The sequence below is a fragment of the Pseudomonas sp. GW821-FHT03C07 genome, assembly GCF_059420925.1.
The window spans coordinates 577,158-600,299 of sequence record NZ_JBWKUQ010000003.1; the positions used below are offsets into that span (position 1 = coordinate 577,158).

A 23,142-nucleotide genomic window follows, 5' to 3' on the forward strand; every position below is an offset into this window, starting at 1 on the left:
CTGAGTTTTCCTTGGGCCGTGGCACTCAACGACGAATGGCGTCGTGGCCGTTTGAGATCAAACTGCGTGTCTCAAGGCTTACCTGGGAGATCAGAAATCCGCCCCTTCCCAGGTGAAAATTTCGCCGCCGATCAGGCATCAGACCCGTGCAGGTCGACATGAAAACGGCAGCCGTTGGGTTGCATGGTGGTCAGGCTGACATGCCAACCCTGGTTTTCGCAGATCCGCTGGACCAGCGAAAGGCCCAGCCCGAGGCCTTCGCCGCGCTTTTCGTTACCCCGTACGAAGGGCTGGAACATGGCTTCGCGCTTCTCTTCGGGAATCCCCACGCCGCTGTCTTCCACCACGAACCCGGCAGGCTCCAGGCTCAAGCGGATAAAGCCCTGGTCGGTGTAGTGCAACGCATTGCGCAGCAGGTTACCCATCACCGCGTGCAAAAAGATGGCGTTGTAGCGGATATCCAGGGGGTTGCCAAGATCGACGATCAAGCTCAGGCCCTTTTCTTCAATGGGGCCGCGCCACAGACCGAGCAGGTCCTCCGCCACCGCGTTCAGGGAAACCTGCGGCGACATGCTCGCGTCCTCGCGCTGGGCCCGGGCCAGCATCAGGAAGGTCTGCACCAGCTCGCGCATTTCCTCGCTGGCCCGGGCAATACGTGCAACCTGATTGCGCCCGCGCGAGTCGATGGCCGGGTTTTCCAGCAGCAGTTCACAGGAGCTCGCCAACACCATCAACGGTGTGCGCAGTTCGTGGCTGACATCGCTGGTGAACAGCCGCTCACGGGTCAGGGCATCACGCAAGCGACCCAGGGTGGCATCGAACGCCACCGCCAGCTCACCCACTTCATCGGCGGCGTAGTCGGGTGCCAAGGGCGGTGCCAGCCCCAGTAACTGATCGCGATGACGCACCTGGCGGGCCAGGCGCACCACCGGGGCCATCACTCGTCGGGCCAGGATCCAGCCAAGGAACACCGCCAGGACCAGGGCCAGGACGAAGCCCACCAGCACCACGGCAAACAGCACGCGCTCACGCTCTTCAAAATCACTCTGGTCCTGCAACAGCACATAACGCCGACCGTCGACCACCTCGACCATGGCGTGGTAGGACACCTGCTCGCGAAACACTTCATGGAACCCGGCATCCAGGTGACGAAGATCCCTTGGCAAGGCAAAGTCGCCCTGACCACCACTGAAGTAGAACAGCTGGTCGGGCTCGGGCCGGTGCTTCCAGTCGCTGACACTGTCCATCAGCAACAGACGTTGCAGATCGCCCCCCAGGCCGGCGGAAATCAGTTTTTCCTCAACCAGGTGAACCGTCGCCACGATGCCCAAGGCAAAAGTCCCCGCCACCAAGGCGCTCATCAGCGCAAAGGCGATGATGATCCGCTGGGCGAGGCTTTGTTTAAACTCCATCGCGGCCTTCGGCCAGGCGATAACCAACACCATGCACGGTATGCAGCAAGGCCTTTTCGAAGGGTTTGTCGATCACCTGGCGCAATTGGTGGACGTGACTGCGCAAGCTGTCGCTGTCCGGGCAATCGTCGCCCCACAGGGCTTCCTCGAGGACTTCGCGGCGTAGCACGTGGGGGCTTTTCTGCATCAGTACCGCCAGCAGTTTCAGGCCCACGGGGTTGAGCTTGAGCAGGCGCCCTTCTCGGGTCACTTCCAGGGTGTCGAGGTCGTAGCTCAGCTCACCGACCTGCAAGGCCCGCCGTCCACCGCCCTGAGCCCGACGCAGCACCGCTTCGATCCGCGCCGCCAGCTCCGACAAGGCGAACGGCTTGAGCAGGTAGTCGTCAGCCCCGGACTTGAAGCCCTGCAGACGATCATCCAGTTGGTCGCGGGCAGTGAGCATGATCACCGGGGTGTCGCGCCGGGCATCTTCACGCAGGCGCTTGCACAGGGTGAAACCATCGATCCCGGGCAACATGATATCCAGCACGATCAGGTCGTAGTGCTCGGTGGCGGCCAGGTGCAAGCCCGACAAGCCGTCCTGCGCACAGTCCACGGTATAGCCTTTAAGCCCCAGGTAATCAGCCAGGTTGGCGAGGATATCGCGGTTGTCTTCAACCAGTAGAATTCGCATGGGTACTCTCTCCGTACGCGGTAACGGCCATGTCTTGGCCCGCGCAGCTTAAGGGCAAGCCTGTGGTAGCTACAAGCTGCACGATAAAAGCAGCCGTTGCGTCTGTGGCTTGCCGAAAAAAAGAAACCCCGCACAAGGCGGGGTTTCTTTGTAGCGGGTGGGGCCGACTTACATCATGCCGCCCATACCGCCCATGCCGCCCATATCTGGCATACCACCGCCAGCTGGAGCGTCTTCCTTGATCTCGGCGATCATGGCTTCGGTGGTGATCATCAGGCTGGCAATCGACGAAGCCGCTTGCAGAGCCGAACGAGTCACTTTGGCCGGATCCAGGATACCCATTTCGATCATGTCGCCGTATTCGCCGGTCGCAGCGTTGTAACCGAAGTTACCCTCGCCTTGCTTGACCTTGTCGACCACGACGCTTGGCTCGTCGCCGGAGTTGGCAACGATCTGACGCAGTGGCGCTTCAACAGCGCGACGCAGCAACTGGATACCGACGTTCTGATCGGAGTTGTCGCCCTTCAGCTCGGAGATGGCCTGCAGAGCGCGAACCAGCGCCACGCCACCGCCAGGTACCACGCCTTCTTCAACGGCCGCACGGGTAGCGTGCAGGGCGTCTTCAACGCGGGCTTTCTTCTCTTTCATTTCAACTTCGGAACCGGCGCCAACCTTGATCACTGCAACGCCGCCGGACAGCTTGGCCAGACGCTCTTGCAGTTTTTCACGGTCGTAGTCGGAGGAAGTATCGGCAACCTGGGCACGGATCTGAGCGATACGGGCTTCGATATCGCCTTGTACGCCAGCACCGTCGACGATGATGGTGTTTTCCTTGGACAGGGTCACGCGCTTGGCGTTACCCAGGTGTTCCAGGGTGGCGCTTTCCAGGCTCAGGCCGATTTCTTCGGAGATCACGGTGCCGCCGGTCAGGACAGCGATGTCCTGCAGCATGGCCTTGCGACGATCGCCGAAGCCCGGAGCCTTGACGGCTGCGACCTTGACGATACCGCGCATGTTGTTCACAACCAGAGTCGCCAGGGCTTCGCCTTCAACGTCTTCGGCCACGATCAGCAGTGGACGGCCGGCTTTGGCAACGGCTTCCAGCACTGGCAGCATTTCGCGGATGTTGGAGATCTTCTTGTCCACCAGCAGGATCAGCGGACCGTCGAGCTCGGCGGTCATGGTCTCTGGCTTGTTGACGAAGTACGGGGACAGGTAGCCACGGTCGAACTGCATGCCTTCTACAACCGACAGTTCGTTTTCCAGGCCCGAGCCTTCTTCAACGGTGATCACGCCTTCTTTACCGACTTTTTCCATGGCTTCGGCAATGATGTCGCCGATGGTGCTGTCGGAGTTGGCGGAGATGGTGCCGACCTGAGCGATGGCCTTGGTGTCAGCGCAAGGCTTGGACAGGGCTTTGAGCTCTTTGACGATGGCGATGGTCGCCTTGTCGATGCCGCGCTTGAGGTCCATCGGGTTCATGCCGGCAGCGACAGCCTTCAGGCCTTCGTTGACGATCGACTGGGCCAGTACGGTGGCGGTGGTGGTGCCGTCGCCAGCGTCATCGTTGGCACGGGAAGCAACGTCCTTGACCAGCTGCGCGCCCATGTTTTCGAAACGGTCTTTCAGCTCGATTTCCTTGGCAACGGAAACGCCGTCCTTGGTGATGGTCGGAGCGCCGAAGCTCTTCTCGATGATCACGTTACGGCCTTTCGGACCCAGGGTCGCTTTTACCGCGTCAGCCAGGACGTTGACACCTTTGAGCATTTTTTTGCGGGCGGAGTCGCCAAACAGAACTTCTTTAGCAGCCATGATCGTAATTCCTTGAATACTTTGTCGTAACGGGAAAAATGAGCGGGTATCAGCCTTCGAGAACAGCGAGAATCTCGTTCTCAGCCATTACCAGCAGGTCTTCGCCGTCTACTTTCACAGTGTTGCTGCCGGAGTAAGGGCCAAACACCACCTTGTCACCCACTTTCACGGCCAACGCACGGACTTCACCGTTGTCCAGCACGCGGCCGGTGCCTACAGCGAGAACTTCACCGTGGTTGGCTTTCTCGGCGGCCGAACCTGGCAGCACGATACCGCCTGCGGTTTTCTTCTCTTCTTCGCTGCGACGGATGACGACGCGGTCATGCAGAGGACGAAGCTTCATTGTCGATCTCTCCTAATTATGGTTTTCAAGGGCCGATGTCGATACCGACCGGTTTAGCAAATCCGGCGTTGCCGGTTGCGGCTCGCCAAGCGAACCGCGAAAGACTGTCTGGCGATTTTCGCCAAAACCTTGCGGTGACCGTTACATAAGGTCACCCAAGGCGATTTCAAGGGCAAGGTGACGTTTTTTTTACCTGAGCGTGTCGAAAACCAACACCGCAGCCGAAGGTGCCGTGTCGATGCCATGACCATCAGGAGTCGCGGTGTTCGAACTCGCCTTCGATCACCTGGGGTTGCCGGCTATTGGCCGGTACCGACCCCGACGGACCACGAGATTGCAAGTCGTCGGCAAAGGCCCGCTGACGCAGCGCCTGCTCTTCGACCCGCCGACGCATCCGGTCGGCCAGCAAGCGACGGCTCATCGGCAGCAGCAGGACCAGACCGATAATGTCGCTGATAAACCCCGGCAGCAGCAGCAGGCCGCCGCTCAGGGCCAGCATCAGGCCCTCGAGCATGGTCTGCGCCGGCAGTTCGCCACGGTTCAGGCTTTCCCGCGCCCGCAACGCCGTGGCGATCCCCGCGACCCGCAGGACCAGCCCACCGAGCATCGAACCGAGAATGATCAACGCCAGGGCCGGGAAAAACCCGATCGCGGTGCTGACCTGGAAAAATACATACAGCTCTAGCACTGGAAACAGCAGAAAGAGCAATAGAAAAGCGCGCATCAAATGGTTCCTCTACGGAAGAATGCCTTCCACTTCACCTTAGATGACGTCGGCAGTTCGTGAATTCAAGCTCAAACCACTGCGTTTTTTGGCCAATGCTCGGCGTGAGCCAGGGAAACCAAGGCTTCGCGAACTTGTGTCGGCGTGTTGCAAGGTGCTTCGAAGGGCAGCCAGTACAGCGCCTGGCCAATGCGCAGGTGCATGCCTTCGGTGTCGATACCCGCCAGTTGTGCCGGCACCACATCCGGCAGGCCGGCCAGGGCGACGTAGTGGGCGATGGCCTTGGCGTGGTCGCTGTTCATGTGCTCGACCATGCCAGCCTCGGCCTTGCCGGCGAAGGGATTGGCCAGGGTCACCTGATCCAGCCAGTGGATCGCCCCGAAGCCGCCAATGTAACGATGCCGCACCGGGTTGAGCACCCAGAAATCGAAATCGTGGGCCTGGTGGTAGTTCTGCGAGTCGGGGAAGTAACGGTAGTAGCGCGCGGCCGCCGCTTCGATCGCCTCGGGATCGCTGAGTTTTTCGGCCTCGGCCAGGTAGGTCAGGCGCCCGGCAGCCTGCACGTCCGCGGCTTCGCGCTCGCCCACCAGCAAGGAACACTTGGGGTCCTTTTGCAGGTTATGGGTGTGCTGGGCGATCCGGCTGATCAGGATCAGCGCCCGGCCCTGGTCGTCAAGGCAGTAAGGCACCACGGAGCCAAACGGGAAACCGGGCATGGCCTTGGAGTGCGTGGACAACACACCCCGGTACTCCTTGAGCAGCAGCTCGCGGGCATTCTTGGCAACTTCAACGCTCACCTTTTGACTCCTCGTCAGAAACCGTCGACAAGCCCTGAGACCCGCGAATGGAAATCAATGACAAAATAAACGTTATCCGCGACGGATGCCAGGCTCGGCAAGGCCGATCTTACCGCTCAGGCAATCGCCGTTCTTCAACCGGACGCTATCGGCCAGCAACGCCGTCGAGGCGCTGAAAACGGCAAGCCCCAGCAGGGTTCTGGATAATATAAGCAGAGAGAGGACTCGGGTTTGCGCGATAGAACCTACACCTACAGCCAAATCCCTGAACAGGATTGCCCCCGATGACAGAACACAGCAGCGCAGCCGAAAGCCCCGCGCAGATGCGCCGCACGGCCCTTTACCTGACCCTGGCGCAAGTCCCCGCAGGCCGGGTCGTGACCTATGGCCAACTCGCCGAACTGGCAGGCCTCGGGCGTGCCGCGCGCTGGGTCGGACGGACCTTGAGCCAATTGCCCGCCGACACGCGACTGCCCTGGCACCGGGTACTGGGTGCCGGCGGTCGGATCAGCCTGCCCGCCGGCAGCCCATCCGGCGACGAACAGCGAGCCCGGCTGCGGACTGAAGGCCTGAGCGTGCTGAACAATCGTGTCGATATCAAGCGCCATGGCTGGCGCCCGATAGAGCACAGCGGTTAGAGTGCGCGCTTTGTTTCCGTCAACCTGAGGCAGATTCCAGCCCATGCCCCGTAAAACCTGGCGCGCCGCGCTCGCCGCTTATGCCAGCCCCTCGACACTCGTGCTGTTGCTGCTCGGCTTCGCCGCCGGCCTGCCTTATATGTTGGTGTTTTCCACGCTTTCCGTCTGGCTGCGTGAAGCCGGCGTGGCCCGCGAAACCATCGGTTATGCCAGCCTGATCGGCCTTGCCTACGCCTTCAAATGGGTGTGGTCGCCGCTGCTCGACCAATGGCGCCTGCCGTTGCTCGGCAAGCTCGGTCGACGCCGTTCCTGGCTGGTGCTGGCACAGATCCTGATCGTCCTCGGATTAATCGGCATGGGTTTCTGCGATCCACAGAAACATCTGTCCTGGCTGATCGCCATTGCCGTGGTCGTGGCCTTTGCCTCCGCAACCCAGGACATCGCGGTGGACGCCTATCGCCTGGAAATCGCCAACGACAGCCAGCAGGCCGCCCTTGCCGCCAGCTATATGTCCGGCTATCGGGTCGCCGCCCTGCTGGCCACCGCCGGCGCGCTGTTTATCGCCGAAGGCTTCGGTTCCACCGGTTTCAGCTACAAGCATTCGGCCTGGACCGGCACCTACGTGTTGTTCGGCCTGCTGATGGTCCCGGCGCTGCTCACCACCTTCTTCATGCGCGAACCGCCGGTGCCGCTGCGCACCCAGCTCTCCGCCGGACGCTACAGCTTTGTGCACCAACTGGCCTCGGTCTTCGTGCTGATCGTCCTGCTGGTCTCGGTACCGGCGATGTTCACCCAGCTCTACAACACCGATTTCGCCAGCGTGCTGTTCCAGGGCCGGAGCATGCTCAACCTGCTGCTGGAAGACCGCGCCTTCCTGCGCGCCATCCTCTATACCCTCCTCACCACCCTCTGCCTGTCGAGCATGGGCCGCCGCGGCCTGGCGCCGGTACTGACGCCGGTCAATGATTTCATCGTCCGCTATCGCTGGCAGGCCCTGCTGCTGCTGGGGCTGATCGCCACCTACCGGATGTCGGACACGGTCATGGGGGTGATGGCCAACGTGTTCTATATCGACCAGGGCTTCACCAAGGACCAGATCGCCGGAGTCAGCAAGATCTTCGGTCTGATCATGACCCTGCTGGGAGCCGGCATGGGCGGCCTGCTGATCGTGCGCTTCGGCATCCTGCCGATCCTGTTCATCGGCGGCGCGGCCTCGTCGGCGACCAACCTGCTGTTCATGCTGCTGGCCGACATGGGTCCGAACCTGAAGATGCTGATCGTCACCATCTCCCTGGACAACTTCAGTTCCGGCATGGCGACCTCGGCCTTCGTCGCCTACCTGTCGAGCCTGACCAACCTGAAGTTCTCCGCCACCCAGTACGCCCTGCTCAGCTCGATCATGCTGCTGTTGCCGCGCTTGATCGGTGGTTATTCCGGGGTGATGGTGGAAAAGTTCGGCTACCACAAGTTCTTCATAATCACTACCGTGATAGGCATACCGACCCTGATCCTGATTGCCCTGCACTGGTATCAATCCAGTCGTGGCGAAGGCCCGGAACCTGCCGCCGTCGGCGAAGAAACCCCGTAAACACTGGCCCCCGCCGCCCTCCTCCGGGGCGGCGCGGCGACACGCCTGTACGTCGCCGGATCACACCCGTACAATGCCCAGTCATTTTCAGTCATCAGCAAGCGACAACGGCCAACCATGCGCACCAGTCAATATTTGCTCGCCACACAGAAAGAAACGCCTTCCGACGCGGTTGTGATCAGCCATCAGTTGATGCTGCGCGCCGGGATGATCCGCAAACTCGCTTCCGGCCTGTACACCTGGCTGCCCATGGGCCTGCGCGTGATGCGCAAGGTCGAAGCCATCGTGCGCGAGGAAATGAACGCGGCCGGGGCCCTGGAAGTGCTGATGCCCGGTATCCAGCCGGCTGAACTGTGGCAGGAATCCGGTCGTTGGGAACAATACGGCCCTGAGCTGCTGCGCCTGAAAGATCGCCACGACCGCGACTTCTGCGCCGGCCCCACCCACGAAGAAGTGATCACCGATCTGTGCCGCAACGAGCTGAGCAGCTACAAGCAGCTGCCGATCAACCTGTACCAGATCCAGACCAAATTCCGTGACGAAATCCGTCCACGCTTCGGCTTGATGCGCGGTCGCGAATTCATCATGAAGGACGCCTACTCCTTCCACGTCGACCAGGCCTCGCTGCAGGTCACCTACGACCGCATGCACCAGGCGTACTGCAACGTCTTTACCCGCCTGGGCCTGAAGTTCCGCCCGGTGGAAGCGGACAACGGCTCCATCGGCGGCGCGGGCTCCCATGAGTTCCACGTGCTGGCCGAGTCCGGCGAAGACGATATCGTCTTCAGCAACGGTTCCGAGTACGCCGCGAACATCGAGAAGGCCGAAGCCGTGCCTCGCGAAACCTCGCGCGCGGCGCCGAGCGAAGCGCTGCGTCTGGTCGATACCCCGGACGCGAAAACCATCGCGCGACTGGTCGAAGGCTACAACCTGGCGATCGAAAAGACCGTCAAGACCCTGATCGTCCACGCCGAAGAAGAAGGTAAGCTGATTGCCCTGATCATCCGCGGCGATCACGAACTGAACGAAATCAAGGCCGCCAACCAGCCTGGCGTCGCCAGTCCGCTGGTCATGGCCTCCGATGCCGAACTGCGTGACGCCATCGGCGCCGGTGCCGGCTCCCTCGGCCCGCTGAACCTGCCGCTGCCGATCATCATCGACCGCTCGGTCGAGCTGATGAGCGACTTCGGTATCGGCGCCAACATCGACGACAAGCACTACTTCGGCGTCAACTGGGAACGCGACCTGCCGGTCCCGACCGTGGCCGACCTGCGCAACGTCGTGGCCGGCGATCCGAGCCCGGACGGCAAGGGCACCCTGGAGATCAAGCGCGGCATCGAAGTCGGCCACATCTTCCAGCTGGGCACCAAGTACAGCGAAGCGATGAAGTGCCAGGTACTGGGCGAAAACGGCAAGCCGGTAACCCTGACCATGGGCTGCTACGGTATCGGCGTATCCCGCGTGGTCGCCGCCGCCATCGAGCAGAACAACGACGCCAACGGGATCATCTGGAGCGACTCCCTGGCGCCGTTCCAGATCGCCCTGGTACCGCTGCGCTATGAAACCGAGCAGGTTCGCGAAGCCACCGACAAGCTCTACGCCGAATTGACGGCCGCTGGCTTCGAAGTGCTGCTGGACGACCGTGACAAGAAAACCAGCCCGGGCATCAAGTTCGCGGACATGGAACTGATTGGCATTCCCCATCGGATCGTGGTCAGCGACCGCGGCCTGGCCGAAGGCAACCTGGAATACAAGAGCCGTACCGAGGCCGAGGCGCAAGCCCTGCCGGTCGCCGAGGTGCTGTCGTTCCTTCAGGCCCGTATCCGTCGCTAAGTCCAGATAGAGCGCCCATGTTCAATCGAAGTACCTTAGCCCTCGGGGGCGCCGCCTTGTGCGGCGCCCTGCTGGTCAGCGGCTGTGCCAACCAGATGTCACAACGCACCGAGCATGAAGAGCGCGTCGAGCGCAAACTGCTCGAACACAATCTGCAGATCGATGTCGGTGATCCCAAGGTCCTGGAGCTGCCGCAACGTCGCGTGCGGATTCACGAGCAAAAAACCTTCGAAGTCACCGAGTTCGACGTCACCCGTCGCTATGAGCGCTACACACCCTATCAAGGCTGGCGCAAGGTCTATGAAATCCCGCTGGGGGCCGTGGCGCTGGTCGGCGGTATCGGTGCCAACGTGGCGAATATCTTTGCCCTCGGCCACCTGCCGGACAACATGACCCATGGCTGGCTCAAGGACGGCATCGACGGCCTCAATCCGTTCATGAACGTCGAGTCCGGCGGGCGTGCCCAGCAGAACCTGGCCGGGGTCGAGGAAGTCCAGCGCGACAAGCGCCTGGAACACTCAAGCCTGCCGTGGTCCGAACGGCCGGTGGAAGTGCTTGCCGGCAAGCAGACCGCCGAACTGACCACCGACCGCAATGGTGTGTTGCGCCTCAACCTGCTGGACAGCCCGTTTGCCGAGCAGGACCTGTATCGCATCGGTAATCTGCAGATCCGCGTGGAAGATGCCCAGGGTCAAGCCCACTCGGACTCGAGCCTGTCCATCAGCAGCAAGCTGCGCGGTAAGCTGCTGGAGGCCCATGACCTGATCTACAACGACCTGGAGGGTGACGACGTCAACCAATGGGTGCACCGGGTCAAGCGCCTGTCAGAGCTGGGACTGGAGGACGAAGCCAGTGAGCTGGAACAGAGCCTGATCGAACTGACCCGCAACGATCCCGAGTTGCAGCGTGAGTTTCTCCAGACCCTGACCAAGAAGGCCGGGCGACTGGTGGCGGACCCCGGGGCCAACTAAGGCGTTCAGACGAAATACTGAATCTGTAGGCGCCCGGCTTGCCGGCGATAGCGTCCGCGAGAGCGATGCAAGGCCCAAGGGCCCCATCGCCGGCAAGCCGGGCGCCTACAAGTTGCTCGGTGCGTCCAGGAAAGCAAGCGCCGGCCTCAGCCGCTGAACAACTCCAGCTGCTCATGCCCACCGCGCAAATCCTGCAGCCGCACCCCAATCCCCAGCAGCCGCACCGGCCGCTCGCCTCGGGCAAAGGCCTGGCTCAGCAACTGCCGATAACTCTCCAGGTCCCGCCCGGCTCCGGCCTGCTCCAGGGTCGTCTGGGTAAAGTCGTGAAACTTTATTTTGACGAACGGCTTGCCCGGTCGATAGCTGCTGTCGAGTCGGGCGACACGTCCCGCAAGGGTCTCCATCAGTTCGGGTAGCTTTTCCAGGCAACTGGCAAGGTCCGGCAGGTCGGCATCGTAGGTATTTTCGACACTGACCGACTGGCGCCGGTTGTCGTTATGCACCAGTCGCTCATCGATCCCCCGAGCCAGCCCCCACAGACGCTCGCCAAAACTGCCAAACTCGCGGACCAGGGCCAGCTTGCCCCACTCGCGCAATTGCCGGCAATCGACAATCCCCAGCCGCCCGAGCTTGTCCGCCGTGACCTTGCCAACCCCGTGCAATTTGTTGACCGGCAAGCCGGCGACGAAATCCTCCACCTGGTCCGGAGTGATCACAAACAACCCATTGGGCTTTTTCCAGTCGCTGGCAATCTTGGCCAAGAACTTGTTTGGCGCCACCCCGGCAGAGACGGTGATATGCAATTGCTTCGAGACCCGACGCCGGATGTCCTGGGCAATGCGCGTCGCGCTGCCGGCAAAATGCGGGCTGTCGGACACATCCAGATAGGCTTCATCCAGAGACAAGGGTTCGATCAGGTCGGTGTAGTCGCGAAAGATCGCCTGGATATCTTTCGACGCTTCCTTATAGGCATCCATCCGCGGCTTGACGATGACCAGGTCCGGACACAGGCTCAAGGCATGCCGCGACGACATCGCCGAACGCACGCCAAAGGCTCGCGCCTCGTAATTGCAGGTGGCGATCACCCCACGCCGATCCGCTGAGCCGCCCACCGCCATGGGCTTGCCGGCCAGGCTCGGGTTGTCACGCATCTCGATGGCGGCGTAGAAGCAATCACAGTCAACGTGGATGATTTTGCGTTGCGTCATGAAAACACGGGTTCATTCAGGGAACGGAAACGGTACAGGCCAGCAGTATCTCACTGACACCTGTATATAGCACCAGTAGTTTGATTCTTCCTCTTTGCCCGTAGGAAATAGCCCTATTGAATTTAGTTTCTCAATCGAAAAGCATCCGCCGATAGAGCTGCAACCCTTGCCCGGCATGGCCCCGGGGCTTGGCACAGGCACCGCCTCAAGCGCTAAGCAATTGAACAATAAAGGGGTTTTCCTAATTAAGGTTTGACAGCCGAGCGTTTCGCTGTAGAATACCGCCACACAGACGCGGGATGGAGCAGTCTGGTAGCTCGTCGGGCTCATAACCCGAAGGTCGTCGGTTCAAATCCGGCTCCCGCAACCAAACATCAGAAAAGGCTGCTCGAAAGAGTGGCCTTTTTTGTATCCGCCGAAAAAACTTTCATCCAATCAGTGCTGCAAGGATCGAACCCTCGACGGATACCGCAGTCAATGGCTGCACAGGCTAAGCTGAATCCGCAACAAACTTCCTCTACAACAGCCCGGGGCGTGGGTCGCCGTACAACGGCCAGACACGTTAATATTTGCACTTATTTTGTCCATAGGGATTGGTAACTTGGCTGGATACCCCCATCCTGTCGCGCACAATCCTAGAGGTGATTGATGCGCGCCAACTCGTCCGAACCACACGAAACTGTTACAGCGACACACCCGATCACCGCCACCCGTCTCCGTTGGCTGGATCTGTTGAGCAAGTACCGGCAGTCCGTCGGCTTGGCCGTCACCCTGTTTCTGTTCGCCATCGCCCTGATCGCCTGTCGTCACCTGTTGATCGAACTCGATCTGGACGCCTTGCACGATTCGATTCTCAGCGTGCCCAAGCCAGCCTTGGGCGGTGCGCTGGCCGCGACCGCCATCGGCTTCATTATTCTGCTGGGCTATGAGTGGTCCGCCAGTCGCTACGCCGACGTGAAACTGCCGGCGCGCACCCTGGCGCTCGGCGGCTTCACCGCCTTCGCCATCGGCAATGCCATCGGCCTGTCGTTGCTGTCCGGCGGCTCGGTGCGCTATCGACTCTATGCCCGCCACGGCCTGGGCGCCTCCGAAGTCGCGCGGATGACCCTGTTCGCCAGCCTGTCGCTAGGTTGCGCGCTGCCACCCTTGGCCGCCCTGGCGACCCTGAGCAACCTGCCCGCGGCATCCGAAGCCCTGCACCTGCCCACCTACCTGCTCGGCGGCATCGCCGTGCTCGTGCTGGCCCTCGCGGCACTGCTGGCGGCCGGCATCTATCGCCGGCGCCTGCCGGAACAACCGATCAAGGAAAACCTGCTGGTCAAGGTGGGACGTCGCACCCTGCGCCTGCCCAGTGCGCGCCTGACCCTGCTGCAACTGCTGATCACCGCCCTGGACGTGGCCGCCGCCGCGACCGTGCTCTATCTGCTGTTGCCCGAGGCACCACCGTTCGGCGCATTCCTGCTGGTGTATCTGCTGGCCCTGGCCGCCGGCGTACTCAGCCATGTGCCTGGCGGTGTCGGCGTGTTCGAAGCCATCCTGCTGGCGGCCTTTGCCAATCAGCTGGGCGCCGCACCGTTGGCCGCCGCGCTACTGCTCTATCGCCTGATCTATGTGCTGTTGCCGTTGCTGCTGGCCTGCCTGGCCCTGTTGAGTACCGAAGCCCAGCGCCTGATGACCACCCGGCAAAGCATGCGGGTCGCTTCCGGCTTCGCCGCGCCGATCCTCGCCGTGTTGGTGTTCCTCTCCGGCGTGGTCCTGCTGTTCTCCGGCGCCACCCCGGAAATCGACACGCGCTTGGAAGGCATCGACTTCCTGGTCCCGGATCGCCTGATCGACGCCTCGCACTTCGGTGCCAGCCTGGTGGGCGTGCTGTGCCTGCTGCTGGCCCAGGGCCTGCGTCGCCGCCTGTCCGCCGCCTGGATGCTGACCATGACCTTGCTGCTGGTGGGCGCCCTGCTCTCCCTGCTCAAGGGCTTCGACTGGGAAGAAGCCTGCATGCTGACGGCCACCGCCTGTCTGCTGGGGATTTTCCGCCGCTCCTTCTATCGACCCAGCCGCCTCACCGAACTGCCGTTCTCGCCGCTGTACCTGGTGGCCAGCCTCTGCGTGCTCGGTGCCTCGGTCTGGCTGCTGCTGTTCGCTTACCAGGACGTCCCCTACAGCCACGAGCTGTGGTGGCAGTTCGCACTGGATGGCGACGCACCCCGCGGCCTGCGTTCGCTGCTGGGGGCTGCCGTGGTCCTGGTCGCCGTTTCGCTGACCTGGCTGCTGCGCACCGCACGTCCAGTGATTCACCAGCCCACGCCGGATGAAATGGAGCGGGCGGTCAAGGTGCTGATGGCCTCGGACCAGCCTGACGGCGGCCTGGCCCTGACCGGCGACAAGGCCTTCCTGTTTCACCCCACCGACACTGCGTTCCTCATGTACGCCCGCCGTGGCCGCAGCCTGGTGGCGCTGTACGATCCGATCGGGCCGGCGCGCCAGCGTGCCGAACTGATCTGGCAATTCCGCGATCTCTGCGACACCCACCATGCTCGTCCGGTGTTCTATCAGGTGCGCGCGGAGAACCTGCCGTACTACATGGACATCGGCCTGACCGCCATCAAGCTCGGCGAAGAAGCGCGAGTCGACCTGCAGCGCTTTGACCTTGAATCCAAGGGCAAGGAGATGAAAGACCTGCGCTACACCTGGAACCGTGGCGGCCGTGACGGCCTGTCGTTGGAAATCTACGAACCGGGACAGGCCCCGCTGGATGAACTCAAGGTCATCTCCGATGCCTGGCTCACCGGCAAGAACGTGCGCGAGAAAGGTTTCTCCCTGGGCCGCTTCAGCCCCGAGTACATCAACCACTTCCGTGTTGCAATCGTGCATTTCGAGGGGCGCCCGGTGGCGTTCGCCAACTTGCTCGAGACCCACGGCCATGAACTGGCCAGCCTCGACCTGATGCGCTCGCACCCCGACGCCCCCAAGCTGACCATGGAGTTCTTGATGGTTGGCCTGATTCAGCATTATAAGGCTCACGGATACGCACGCTTCAGCCTCGGGATGGTGCCGTTGTCGGGCCTGCAACCGCGGCGCGGCGCACCACTGACCCAGCGCCTGGGCTCGATGGTGTTCCAGCGCGGCGAGCAGCTCTACAACTTCCAGGGCCTGCGTCGCTTCAAGGACAAGTTCCAGCCTGACTGGGAACCTCGTTACATGGCCGTGCCAGCCGGACTTGATCCGTTGGTCGCATTGGCCGATACCGCCGCCCTGATTGCGGGCGGCCTGACTGGATTGGTGAAACGCTGATGATTCAACGCTCCTGGCGGTTTTTACTGGTAATCGTGCTGCTCCTGGCCGCACTCGCGGGAGGTGGCTACTGGTTCTGGAACCGCCCCCCGCCGGAATCCACCCTTGAGCACCTGAGCCAGGCCGACGGTTCGACCCTGACTCGCCTGACCCCCGGCACTACGCCCAAGGCCCAGGTGGTCGTGGCGACCCTCGCCGAAGACGCCCTGAGCGACGCGCAATTGTCCGCCCTGAGTCGTAGTGGCGCGGCGTTGATCGTCCAGGTGATCCTGCCCAAGGACAACTGCACGCTGCAACAAAAGGCCCTGGACGGCGCCCTGCAACAATTGAAGGGCCCGGCGACCCTGGTCAGCGGCGTCGGCCCGGGCGCGTCCCTGGCCTGGAACTGGCTGGCGTCCCAGACCAGCGACAAGGCCCAGGCCATCTCGGTGGGGTTCGTCCTCGATCAACCGGATTGCACCCTCCCGGTACCGAAGAGCGCCGCCCATGGCCACTGGCTGGTAGCCTGGAACGACGGCCCGGATGATCCGAGCGCGGCGTTCGTGCGCGACCAGCCGAATGCCGAAACCAGCATCAGCGACTACGACATCCACCTGCCCCAGGTGCTGAACAACGAACTGCGCAAGATGCTGGTGGGTACGGACAACGGCGGCCTGGCCATTCCCGTGGTGGAAGTCCCGGCGGAGAAAGCCAGCGACACCGTGACCCTGTTCCTCTCCGGCGACGGTGGCTGGCGCGACCTGGACCGCGACGCGGCGGGCTATATGGCGAAGATGGGCTACTCGGTAGTGGGTATCGATACCCTGCGCTACTACTGGCAGCACAAGAGCCCGGAACAGACAGCCGCCGACCTGACCGAACTGATGCAGCACTATCGGCAGAAATGGGGCGCCAAGCGTTTCGTCCTGGCCGGTTACTCCTTCGGTGCCGACGTCCTGCCGGCGATCTACAACCGCCTGCCGGAAAACGAGCAACAGCGGGTCGATGCGATCATCCTGCTGGCTTTCGCCCGTAGCGGCAGCTTCGAGATCCACGTTGACGGCTGGCTGGGCAAGGCCGGCATGGAACTCGATACCGGTCCGGACATGGCCAAGCTGCCGGCAGCCAAGGTGTTGTGTATTTATGGCCAGGACGAAGTGAAGGAGAGTGGCTGCACCACCGAGACCGCGGTGGGAGAGCCCGTCAAATTGCCAGGGGGTCATCACTTCGACGAGAACTACCCGGCGTTGGCCAAGCGGTTGGTGGATGCTATCCAGAAGCGTCAGGCTAAAAGCGAGTAATGCGAGCCCTGTAGGAGCCAGCTTGCTGGCGATAGCGGCCTGACAGTCAACCCCTCTGTCACCTGATAAACCGCCTCGCCAGGCGCCTACCGATGCAGGCACAGCCCCCCTACAGCGCCCAACAGATCGCATCACCGGCCAGCCAGCTCCCACAGAGTCAGCGTAAGCCGCCCAAAGAAAAAGCCCCCGCTGCCGCAAGGCAACGGGGGCTTTTTCATACCAGGGACAATCAGATCTCGACCTGCGTCCCCAGTTCGATCACCCGGTTCACCGGCAGCTTGAAGAAGCGCAGGTTACCGTTGGCATTCTTCAGCATAAAGGCGAACAGGCTCTCCCTCCAGCGCGCCATGCCGACGATCTTCGACGCGATCACCGTCTCGCGACTGAGGAAATAGGTGGTGCGCATCGGGCTGAAATCCAGCTCATCCAGATGGCACAGCTTCAGCGCCTGCGGCACATCCGGCTCATCGATAAAGCCGAAGTGCAGGATGACCCGGAAGAACCCCTCACCATAGGAATCGACCTCAAACCGCCGCTGTGCCGGTACCCGTGGAATATCTTCATAGACCACCGTCAGCAACACCACCTGCTCATGCAGCACCTGGTTGTGCAGCAAATTGTGCAACAACGCATGGGGTACCGCATCCGGCCGCGCGGTGAGGAACACCGCCGTACCCTGGACCCGATGGGGCGGCTGCACCCGAATGCTACCGATAAAGATCGGCAACGGCAGGCCACCTTCATCGAGGCGATCCATCAGCAGCTCCTTGCCGCGTTTCCAGGTGGTCATGAGGATAAACAGCACGATCCCCGCCAACACCGGAAAGGCACCGCCCTGGACGATCTTGGGCACGTTGGCGGCGAAGAACAACCCGTCCACCAGCAGGAAGCCCACCAGGATCGGCACGGTCAGGATCGGCGACCATTTCCACAACAGCAACATCACCGCCGCCACCAGGATACTGGTGATCAGCATGGTCCCGGTCACCGCCACACCATAAGCCGAGGCCAGGGCGTTGGACGAGCCAAACCCGATGACCAGCAGGATCACGCCGATCATCAGGGTCCAGTTCACCGCACCGATGTAGATCTGCCCCTGCTCGGCACTCGAGGTGTGCTGGATATACATGCGCGGGATGTAGCCCAACTGGATCGCCTGGCGGGTCAGGGAGAACGCCCCGGAGATCACCGCCTGGGAAGCGATCACCGTCGCCAGGGTCGACAGCACCACCAGCGGTACCAAGGCCCAGGCTGGCGCCAGCAGATAGAAGGGGTTGCGTGCCGCGTCCGGGGTTTCCAGCAGCAAGGCACCCTGGCCGAAGTAGTTCAGCACCAGCGCCGGCAGCACCAGGGCGAACCAGGCGCGGGCAATCGGCTTACGCCCGAAGTGGCCCATGTCGGCATACAAGGCTTCGGCACCGGTCAGCGCCAGCACCACCGCCCCCAGAATCGTCACGCCCATGCCCGGGTGAACGACAAAGAAGTGCACGCCCCACATCGGGTTCAACGCGCTCAGCACTTCAGGGTGCAGGGAAATGCCATAGGCCCCCATGATCCCCAAGATCACGAACCACGCGACCATCACCGGCCCGAACAACTTGCCGATACTCGCGGTGCCATGTCTCTGGATCAGGAACAACCCCACCAGCACCACCAGCGACAGCGGCACCACCCAATGCTCCAGCCCGTCGAAGGCGATTTCCAGACCCTCGACCGCCGACAGCACCGAAATGGCCGGGGTGATCATGCTGTCACCATAGAACAGTGCCGCGCCGATCAACCCGAGCACCACCAGCGTCGACTGCAATTTCGGGTAGGACGCCGATGCCCGCCGCGCCAACGCGGTCAGGGCCATGATCCCGCCCTCACCCTGGTTGTCGGCACGCAGGATAAACAACACGTACTTGATCGAAACCACCCAGATCAGCGACCAGAAGATCAGTGCCAGAATCCCGAAGACACCGTCATGGTCGACCTGCACCCCGTAACCGCCAGTGAACACCTCCTTGAGGGTATATAACGGGCTGGTGCCGATGTCGCCGTACACCACCCCTACCGCCGCTACCAGCATGCCCAACGGCTTTGCCGTCGAGTGCCCGACCTGCCCCTCACTCACTGCCTGACCACCCATCAACTACTCCTACACCCCGGACTAAGGCTTCTTTCAAGAAGCACTATGCTTTTTCACGCAGCATGCGCTGTTTTTCTTACAGTTGCCGACGATTTATAAGTCATCAGTTATTTGAAACAAAAAATGACAGCGACTCGCATCGGACGAAGCATAGCGCAGCACTCGTCGCATTTCCCTGCATAAAGCTGGTCAAGTGCCTCGAGCGTCGCTAGAATTGCGCACTTTTTGATCAGAGGCGCATCAGCGCCCACGCGACGCCCTTGTCCCAAGCGGCTCGACACCCTATACCGAGGTTAGACATGTCCACCCCTACCGCGCCAGCCAACCCCAAGGTCGGCTTCGTATCCCTGGGTTGCCCGAAAGCACTGGTCGACTCCGAGCGCATCCTTACGCAACTGCGCATGGAAGGCTATGACGTGGTGTCCACCTACCAGGACGCCGATGTCGTGGTGGTCAACACCTGCGGCTTTATCGACAGCGCCAAGGCCGAATCCCTGGAAGTGATCGGCGAAGCCATCAAGGAAAACGGCAAGGTGATCGTCACCGGCTGCATGGGCGTCGAAGAAGGCAACATCCGCAAGGTGCACCCCAGCGTACTGGCCGTGACCGGCCCGCAGCAGTACGAGCAGGTGGTCAATGCCGTGCACCAGGTGGTGCCGCCGCGCCAGGACCACAACCCGCTGATCGACCTGGTGCCGCCACAGGGCATCAAGCTGACCCCACGCCACTACGCTTACCTGAAGATTTCCGAAGGCTGCAACCACAGCTGCAGCTTCTGTATCATCCCGTCGATGCGCGGCAAGCTGGTCAGCCGCCCGGTCGGCGACGTGCTCGACGAGGCCCAGCGTCTGGTCAAGTCCGGGGTCAAGGAACTGCTGGTGATTTCCCAGGACACCAGCGCCTATGGCGTCGACGTGAAGTACCGCACCGGTTTCTGGAACGGCGCGCCGGTGAAAACCCGCATGACCGAACTGTGCGAAGCCCTCGGCAGCCTGGGTGTGTGGGTGCGCCTGCATTACGTCTACCCGTACCCGCATGTCGATGAACTGATCCCGTTGATGGCCGCCGGCAAGATCCTGCCGTACCTGGACATCCCGTTCCAGCACGCCAGCCCGAAAGTGCTCAAGTCGATGAAACGCCCGGCGTTCGAAGACAAGACCCTGGCGCGGATCAAGAACTGGCGGGAAATCTGCCCGGACCTGATCATCCGTTCGACCTTCATCGTCGGCTTCCCCGGCGAAACCGAGGAGGACTTCCAGTACCTGCTCGACTGGCTGACCGATGCCCAGCTCGACCGCGTCGGCTGCTTCCAGTACTCACCGGTGGAAGGCGCACCGGCCAACGACCTCGGCCTGGACGTGGTCCCGGATGACGTCAAGCAGGAGCGTTGGGATCGCTTCATGGCCCATCAACAGGCCATCAGCAGCGCCCGCCTGCAACTGCGCATCGGCCGCGATATCGAAGTGCTGATCGACGAAGTCGACGAACAAGGCGCGGTCGGTCGTTGTTTCTTCGACGCCCCGGAAATCGACGGCAACGTGTTCATCGAAGGTGCCGGCGATCTCAAGCCCGGCGACAAGGTCTGGTGCCGCGTCACCGACGCCGACGAATACGACCTCTGGGCGGAAACGATCTAAGTTGTAAATAAACTGAAAAGCCCCGCTCTTTCAACGAGATGCGGGGCTTTTTTACGGCTATAGTCTGGCTCATGAACAACCGTGACGGAAGGAATCTGCCGCATGCGCCAGCTCCCGGTGATCCAAACCCCCAAGCCCGGTGACTACCCGGAACTGGCCCGACTCTGGGAAGCCTCGGTGCGTGCCACCCATGACTTCCTGCCGGACAGCTACATCGAACTGCTGAAGAACATGCTGCTGACCCACTACCTGGATGCGGTCATGCTGATCTGCACCCGCGATTCGCGCCAGCGCATCACCGGGTTTGCCGGGGTCGCGGCGGGCAAAGTCGAAATGTTGTTTATCGCCCCGCAGGCACGCGGTACCGGCCTGGGCAAACTGCTGCTGCGCTACGCTATCGAACACCTGAATGCCGATGAACTGGACGTCAACGAACAAAACTCCCAGGCCGTCGGTTTCTACTTCAAGCAAGGCTTCGAGGTGATCGGGCGCTCGGAGAAGGATGGCATGGGCCAGCCCTATCCGTTGCTGCATCTGCGCCTGAAGCGCTGAGTGCGACAAATGTTGCCGGGCTTAACCGGCGCCAGGCAGGTACAATAGCCGCCCCCCTTTTTTACGGCCGCCGTCATGTCTGAACCCACTCGCCTTTCCAAACGCCTGATCGAGCTGGTCGGCTGCTCCCGTCGGGAGGCCGAACTGTTCATCGAAGGCGGCTGGGTCACGGTCGATGGCGAAGTCATCGACGAACCGCAGTTCAAGGTCGAGGCCCAGAAAGTCGAACTGGATCCCGAAGCCAAGGCCACCGCCCCGGAACCGGTAACCCTGCTGCTGCACCAACCGCTCGGCCTGGACCTCGACGCGGCCATGCAACTGCTGCGCGCCGAGACGCTCTCCGAGGAACACCGTTATGGCAAGCGTCCGCTCAAGGGGCACTTCCTGCGCCTGACCGCGGGGACCGACCTGCAAGCCGGCGCCAGCGGCCTGGTGGTGTTTACCCAGGACTGGAAAATCCTCCGTAAGCTCACCGCCGACACCGCCAAGATCGAGCAGGAATATGTGGTGGAGGTCAGCGGCGACATCGTCGAGCACGGCCTCAACCGACTGAGCCACGGCCTGACCTACAAAGGCCGCGAGCTGCCCGCCGTGAAAGCCAGCTGGCAGAACGAGAACCGCCTGCGTTTCGCGATGAAAAATCCGCAACCGGGGGTGATCGCGCTGTTTTGCCAGGCGGTCGGGCTCAAGGTCGTGTCCATTCGGCGGATCCGCATTGGCGGTGTCTCCATCGGCAAGGTGCCCGTGGGTCAATGGCGCTATCTGTCGACCAAAGAAAAATTCTAATCCCCTTTTCAGCGCCGCGCAGATGCGCGGCGTCTACCTCTCAGGATGGTTCCCATGATTCACAACGACGTACTGCGTAGCGTGCGCTACATGCTCGACATCAGCGACAACAAGGTCGTCGAGCTCATCAAGCTGACCGGCTTCGACGTGGCCAAGGCCGATGTCATCAGCTACCTGAAAAAGGACGAGGAAGAAGGCTTCGTGCATTGCCCGGACGAGGTCATGGCGTATTTTCTCGACGGCCTGGTGATCTTCAAGCGTGGCAAGGACGAGAGCCGCGCGCCGCTGCCGGTCGAGTTGCCAGTGACCAACAACATCATCCTGAAGAAACTGCGGGTCGCCTTCGAACTGAAGGAAGATGACATGCACGCCATTCTCAAGGCCGCCGAGTTCCCGGTGTCCAAGCCGGAGCTGAGCGCGCTGTTCCGCAAGTTCGGTCACACCAACTACCGCCCCTGCGGCGACCAGTTGCTGCGCAACTTCCTCAAGGGCCTGACCCTGCGCGTTCGCGGCTGATCCGCGGCATCGTGCATGGCGCATCATTGCGCCGCCCAATAGTGGCTCCGTTTTTGACTCCTGACGGCTAGGGTATGGACACCTTTCGCACTCAGGATTCGCCATGCACCCCTACTTCTCCCTGCAAGGCCGCACTGCGCTGGTGACCGGCGGTACCCGCGGCATCGGCAAGATGATTGCCAAGGCCTTTGTCGAGGCCGGTGCCAAGGTCTACGTCTGTGCCCGGGATGCCGAGGCCTGCCAGCAGACCGCCGATGAACTCGGCGCCCTGGGCCACTGCCAGGCCCTGGCCGCCAACCTGGCGACCGAGGAAGGTGTGCTGGCGCTGGCGACACGTCTGGGTGAGCAGATCGATCGGCTGGATATCCTCGTCAACAACGCCGGCACCACCTGGGGCGCACCGCTGGAAAGCTACCCGGTGAAGGGCTGGGAAAAGGTCATGCAGTTGAACGTGACCTCGGTCTTCAACTGCATCCAGCAATTCCTGCCGCTGCTGCGCAAGGCCGGTTCGGCGGCGAACCCGGCGCGAATCATCAATATCGGTTCGGTCGCGGGGATTTCCTCGTTCGGCGAACAGGCCTATGCCTACGGCCCGAGCAAGGCCGCCCTGCATCAACTGTCACGGATCCTGGCGCGCGAACTGGTCAGCCAGCACATCAACGTCAATGTGATCGCGCCGGGACGCTTCCCGAGCAAGATGACCCAACATATCGGCAGCGACGAGCAGGCGTTGGCTGAAGATACCGCGTTGATTCCCATGAAACGCTGGGGTCGCGAGGAAGAGATGGCGGCGCTGGCGATCAGTTTGGCGAGTACGGCCGGGGCTTATATGACCGGGAATATCATCCCGCTGGACGGTGGCTTCAGCCTGTAATCACAGGAACTGCCGAGGACTAACTTGTGGAACCCCATACCTGTGGGAGCAGAGCTTGCTCGCGAAGGGGCCCTCA

At 61.9% G+C, this 23,142-nt stretch carries 19 protein-coding genes, 1 tRNA gene and 1 pseudogene; 12 read left to right on the forward strand and 9 right to left on the reverse strand.

Annotated features, from left to right (window positions below):
• Positions 1-131: 131 nt before the first annotated feature.
• The 7 genes and pseudogenes from AC07VG_RS09040 to AC07VG_RS09070 all read right to left on the reverse strand — a co-directional run.
• On the reverse strand, positions 132-1,412 hold the full coding sequence (locus AC07VG_RS09040) for a sensor histidine kinase (RefSeq protein ID WP_494999450.1): 1,281 nt from the start codon (positions 1,410-1,412) through the stop codon (positions 132-134).
• Entirely contained in the window at positions 1,402-2,085 is a 684-nt protein-coding gene (gene colR / locus AC07VG_RS09045; protein WP_494999449.1) for a two-component system response regulator ColR, read from the reverse strand. The genes AC07VG_RS09040 and colR overlap by 11 nt, the downstream gene beginning before the upstream one ends.
• Before the next feature lie 168 nt (positions 2,086-2,253).
• Positions 2,254-3,897 (reverse strand): chaperonin GroEL, encoded by a 1,644-nt coding sequence (groL, locus tag AC07VG_RS09050; protein ID WP_494999448.1) that lies wholly within the window; start codon positions 3,895-3,897, stop codon positions 2,254-2,256.
• Between the two features lie 49 nt (positions 3,898-3,946).
• Positions 3,947-4,240 (reverse strand): co-chaperone GroES, encoded by a 294-nt coding sequence (locus AC07VG_RS09055; protein WP_121137262.1) that lies wholly within the window; start codon positions 4,238-4,240, stop codon positions 3,947-3,949.
• A gap of 250 nt (positions 4,241-4,490) precedes the next feature.
• Positions 4,491-4,964, reverse strand: a complete 474-nt coding sequence (locus AC07VG_RS09060) for an FxsA family protein (RefSeq protein WP_494999447.1) — start codon at positions 4,962-4,964, stop codon at positions 4,491-4,493.
• A 71-nt stretch (positions 4,965-5,035) separates the two neighbouring features.
• On the reverse strand, positions 5,036-5,761 hold the full coding sequence (locus AC07VG_RS09065; RefSeq protein WP_495020892.1) for a HugZ family pyridoxamine 5'-phosphate oxidase: 726 nt from the start codon (positions 5,759-5,761) through the stop codon (positions 5,036-5,038).
• A gap of 87 nt (positions 5,762-5,848) precedes the next feature.
• A pseudogene (locus AC07VG_RS09070) lies at positions 5,849-5,971 on the reverse strand (DUF481 domain-containing protein); the annotation flags it as partial.
• Between the two features lie 74 nt (positions 5,972-6,045).
• Here AC07VG_RS09070 and AC07VG_RS09075 point away from each other — a divergent pair.
• The 4 genes from AC07VG_RS09075 (at position 6,046) to AC07VG_RS09090 (ending at position 10,791) form a co-directional block, all read left to right on the forward strand.
• Positions 6,046-6,399, forward strand: a complete 354-nt coding sequence (locus AC07VG_RS09075) for an MGMT family protein (protein WP_494999445.1) — start codon at positions 6,046-6,048, stop codon at positions 6,397-6,399.
• 43 nt (positions 6,400-6,442) lie between these two features.
• The gene (locus AC07VG_RS09080; RefSeq protein ID WP_494999444.1) at positions 6,443-7,987 is read left to right on the forward strand and encodes an AmpG family muropeptide MFS transporter; all 1,545 of its coding nucleotides are present in this window, start codon (positions 6,443-6,445) and stop codon (positions 7,985-7,987) included.
• Positions 7,988-8,104: 117 nt separating this feature from the next.
• Positions 8,105-9,820 (forward strand): proline--tRNA ligase, encoded by a 1,716-nt coding sequence (locus AC07VG_RS09085; RefSeq protein WP_494999443.1) that lies wholly within the window; start codon positions 8,105-8,107, stop codon positions 9,818-9,820.
• 17 nt (positions 9,821-9,837) lie between these two features.
• Positions 9,838-10,791 (forward strand): hypothetical protein, encoded by a 954-nt coding sequence (locus tag AC07VG_RS09090; RefSeq protein ID WP_494999442.1) that lies wholly within the window; start codon positions 9,838-9,840, stop codon positions 10,789-10,791.
• Between the two features lie 146 nt (positions 10,792-10,937).
• On the opposite strand, the gene dinB is transcribed toward AC07VG_RS09090, so the two are convergent.
• Positions 10,938-11,999, reverse strand: coding sequence for a DNA polymerase IV (dinB, locus tag AC07VG_RS09095; protein ID WP_494999441.1), 1,062 nt, complete (start codon positions 11,997-11,999; stop codon positions 10,938-10,940).
• A 293-nt stretch (positions 12,000-12,292) separates the two neighbouring features.
• On the opposite strand from dinB, the gene AC07VG_RS09100 reads away from it, so the two are divergent.
• From AC07VG_RS09100 to AC07VG_RS09110, 3 genes are all read left to right on the forward strand, one after another.
• Positions 12,293-12,369 (forward strand) — tRNA-Met (locus AC07VG_RS09100).
• Positions 12,370-12,647: 278 nt separating this feature from the next.
• Positions 12,648-15,290 (forward strand): bifunctional lysylphosphatidylglycerol flippase/synthetase MprF, encoded by a 2,643-nt coding sequence (gene mprF / locus AC07VG_RS09105; protein ID WP_495020893.1) that lies wholly within the window; start codon positions 12,648-12,650, stop codon positions 15,288-15,290.
• Positions 15,290-16,570, forward strand: coding sequence for a virulence factor family protein (locus AC07VG_RS09110; protein ID WP_495020894.1), 1,281 nt, complete (start codon positions 15,290-15,292; stop codon positions 16,568-16,570). Before mprF ends, AC07VG_RS09110 begins: the two co-directional genes overlap by 1 nt.
• 229 nt (positions 16,571-16,799) lie before the next feature.
• Here AC07VG_RS09110 and AC07VG_RS09115 read toward each other — a convergent pair whose 3' ends face one another.
• Positions 16,800-18,701: a potassium transporter Kup gene (locus AC07VG_RS09115; protein WP_494999438.1), complete on the reverse strand. Its 1,902-nt coding sequence runs from the start codon at positions 18,699-18,701 to the stop codon at positions 16,800-16,802.
• Between the two features lie 299 nt (positions 18,702-19,000).
• Here AC07VG_RS09115 and rimO point away from each other — a divergent pair, with 299 nt between their 5' ends.
• The 5 genes from rimO (at position 19,001) to AC07VG_RS09140 (ending at position 23,066) form a co-directional block, all read left to right on the forward strand.
• Positions 19,001-20,338 (forward strand): 30S ribosomal protein S12 methylthiotransferase RimO, encoded by a 1,338-nt coding sequence (rimO, locus tag AC07VG_RS09120; RefSeq protein ID WP_494999437.1) that lies wholly within the window; start codon positions 19,001-19,003, stop codon positions 20,336-20,338.
• Between the two features lie 102 nt (positions 20,339-20,440).
• Positions 20,441-20,890, forward strand: a complete 450-nt coding sequence (locus tag AC07VG_RS09125) for a GNAT family N-acetyltransferase (RefSeq protein WP_494999436.1) — start codon at positions 20,441-20,443, stop codon at positions 20,888-20,890.
• Between the two features lie 75 nt (positions 20,891-20,965).
• Entirely contained in the window at positions 20,966-21,676 is a 711-nt protein-coding gene (locus AC07VG_RS09130) for an rRNA pseudouridine synthase (RefSeq protein ID WP_494999435.1), read from the forward strand.
• Between the two features lie 54 nt (positions 21,677-21,730).
• A complete protein-coding gene (locus tag AC07VG_RS09135) occupies positions 21,731-22,192 on the forward strand; it encodes a YehS family protein (protein ID WP_494999434.1) in 462 nt (153 codons plus the stop codon).
• Between the two features lie 103 nt (positions 22,193-22,295).
• Positions 22,296-23,066, forward strand: coding sequence for an SDR family oxidoreductase (locus tag AC07VG_RS09140; protein ID WP_494999433.1), 771 nt, complete (start codon positions 22,296-22,298; stop codon positions 23,064-23,066).
• Positions 23,067-23,142: the final 76 nt, after the last annotated feature.

Excerpts from the sequence above, each read along its gene's own strand:
- AC07VG_RS09110 (WP_495020894.1), top strand. The coding sequence starts at position 15,290 with ATGATTCAACGCTCCTGGCGGTTTTTACTGGTAATCGTGCTGCTCCTG.
- AC07VG_RS09115 (WP_494999438.1), bottom strand. The coding sequence starts at position 18,701 with ATGGGTGGTCAGGCAGTGAGTGAGGGGCAGGTCGGGCACTCGACGGCA.
- AC07VG_RS09080 (WP_494999444.1), top strand. The coding sequence starts at position 6,443 with ATGCCCCGTAAAACCTGGCGCGCCGCGCTCGCCGCTTATGCCAGCCCC.
- rimO (WP_494999437.1), top strand. The coding sequence starts at position 19,001 with ATGTCCACCCCTACCGCGCCAGCCAACCCCAAGGTCGGCTTCGTATCC.
- dinB (WP_494999441.1), bottom strand. The coding sequence starts at position 11,999 with ATGACGCAACGCAAAATCATCCACGTTGACTGTGATTGCTTCTACGCC.
- AC07VG_RS09140 (WP_494999433.1), top strand. The coding sequence starts at position 22,296 with ATGCACCCCTACTTCTCCCTGCAAGGCCGCACTGCGCTGGTGACCGGC.
- AC07VG_RS09075 (WP_494999445.1), top strand. The coding sequence starts at position 6,046 with ATGACAGAACACAGCAGCGCAGCCGAAAGCCCCGCGCAGATGCGCCGC.
- AC07VG_RS09130 (WP_494999435.1), top strand. The coding sequence starts at position 20,966 with ATGTCTGAACCCACTCGCCTTTCCAAACGCCTGATCGAGCTGGTCGGC.
- AC07VG_RS09060 (WP_494999447.1), bottom strand. The coding sequence starts at position 4,964 with ATGCGCGCTTTTCTATTGCTCTTTCTGCTGTTTCCAGTGCTAGAGCTG.
- groL (WP_494999448.1), bottom strand. The coding sequence starts at position 3,897 with ATGGCTGCTAAAGAAGTTCTGTTTGGCGACTCCGCCCGCAAAAAAATG.
- AC07VG_RS09040 (WP_494999450.1), bottom strand. The coding sequence starts at position 1,412 with ATGGAGTTTAAACAAAGCCTCGCCCAGCGGATCATCATCGCCTTTGCG.
- AC07VG_RS09055 (WP_121137262.1), bottom strand. The coding sequence starts at position 4,240 with ATGAAGCTTCGTCCTCTGCATGACCGCGTCGTCATCCGTCGCAGCGAA.
- AC07VG_RS09085 (WP_494999443.1), top strand. The coding sequence starts at position 8,105 with ATGCGCACCAGTCAATATTTGCTCGCCACACAGAAAGAAACGCCTTCC.
- colR (WP_494999449.1), bottom strand. The coding sequence starts at position 2,085 with ATGCGAATTCTACTGGTTGAAGACAACCGCGATATCCTCGCCAACCTG.
- AC07VG_RS09090 (WP_494999442.1), top strand. The coding sequence starts at position 9,838 with ATGTTCAATCGAAGTACCTTAGCCCTCGGGGGCGCCGCCTTGTGCGGC.
- AC07VG_RS09135 (WP_494999434.1), top strand. The coding sequence starts at position 21,731 with ATGATTCACAACGACGTACTGCGTAGCGTGCGCTACATGCTCGACATC.
- AC07VG_RS09125 (WP_494999436.1), top strand. The coding sequence starts at position 20,441 with ATGCGCCAGCTCCCGGTGATCCAAACCCCCAAGCCCGGTGACTACCCG.
- mprF (WP_495020893.1), top strand. The coding sequence starts at position 12,648 with ATGCGCGCCAACTCGTCCGAACCACACGAAACTGTTACAGCGACACAC.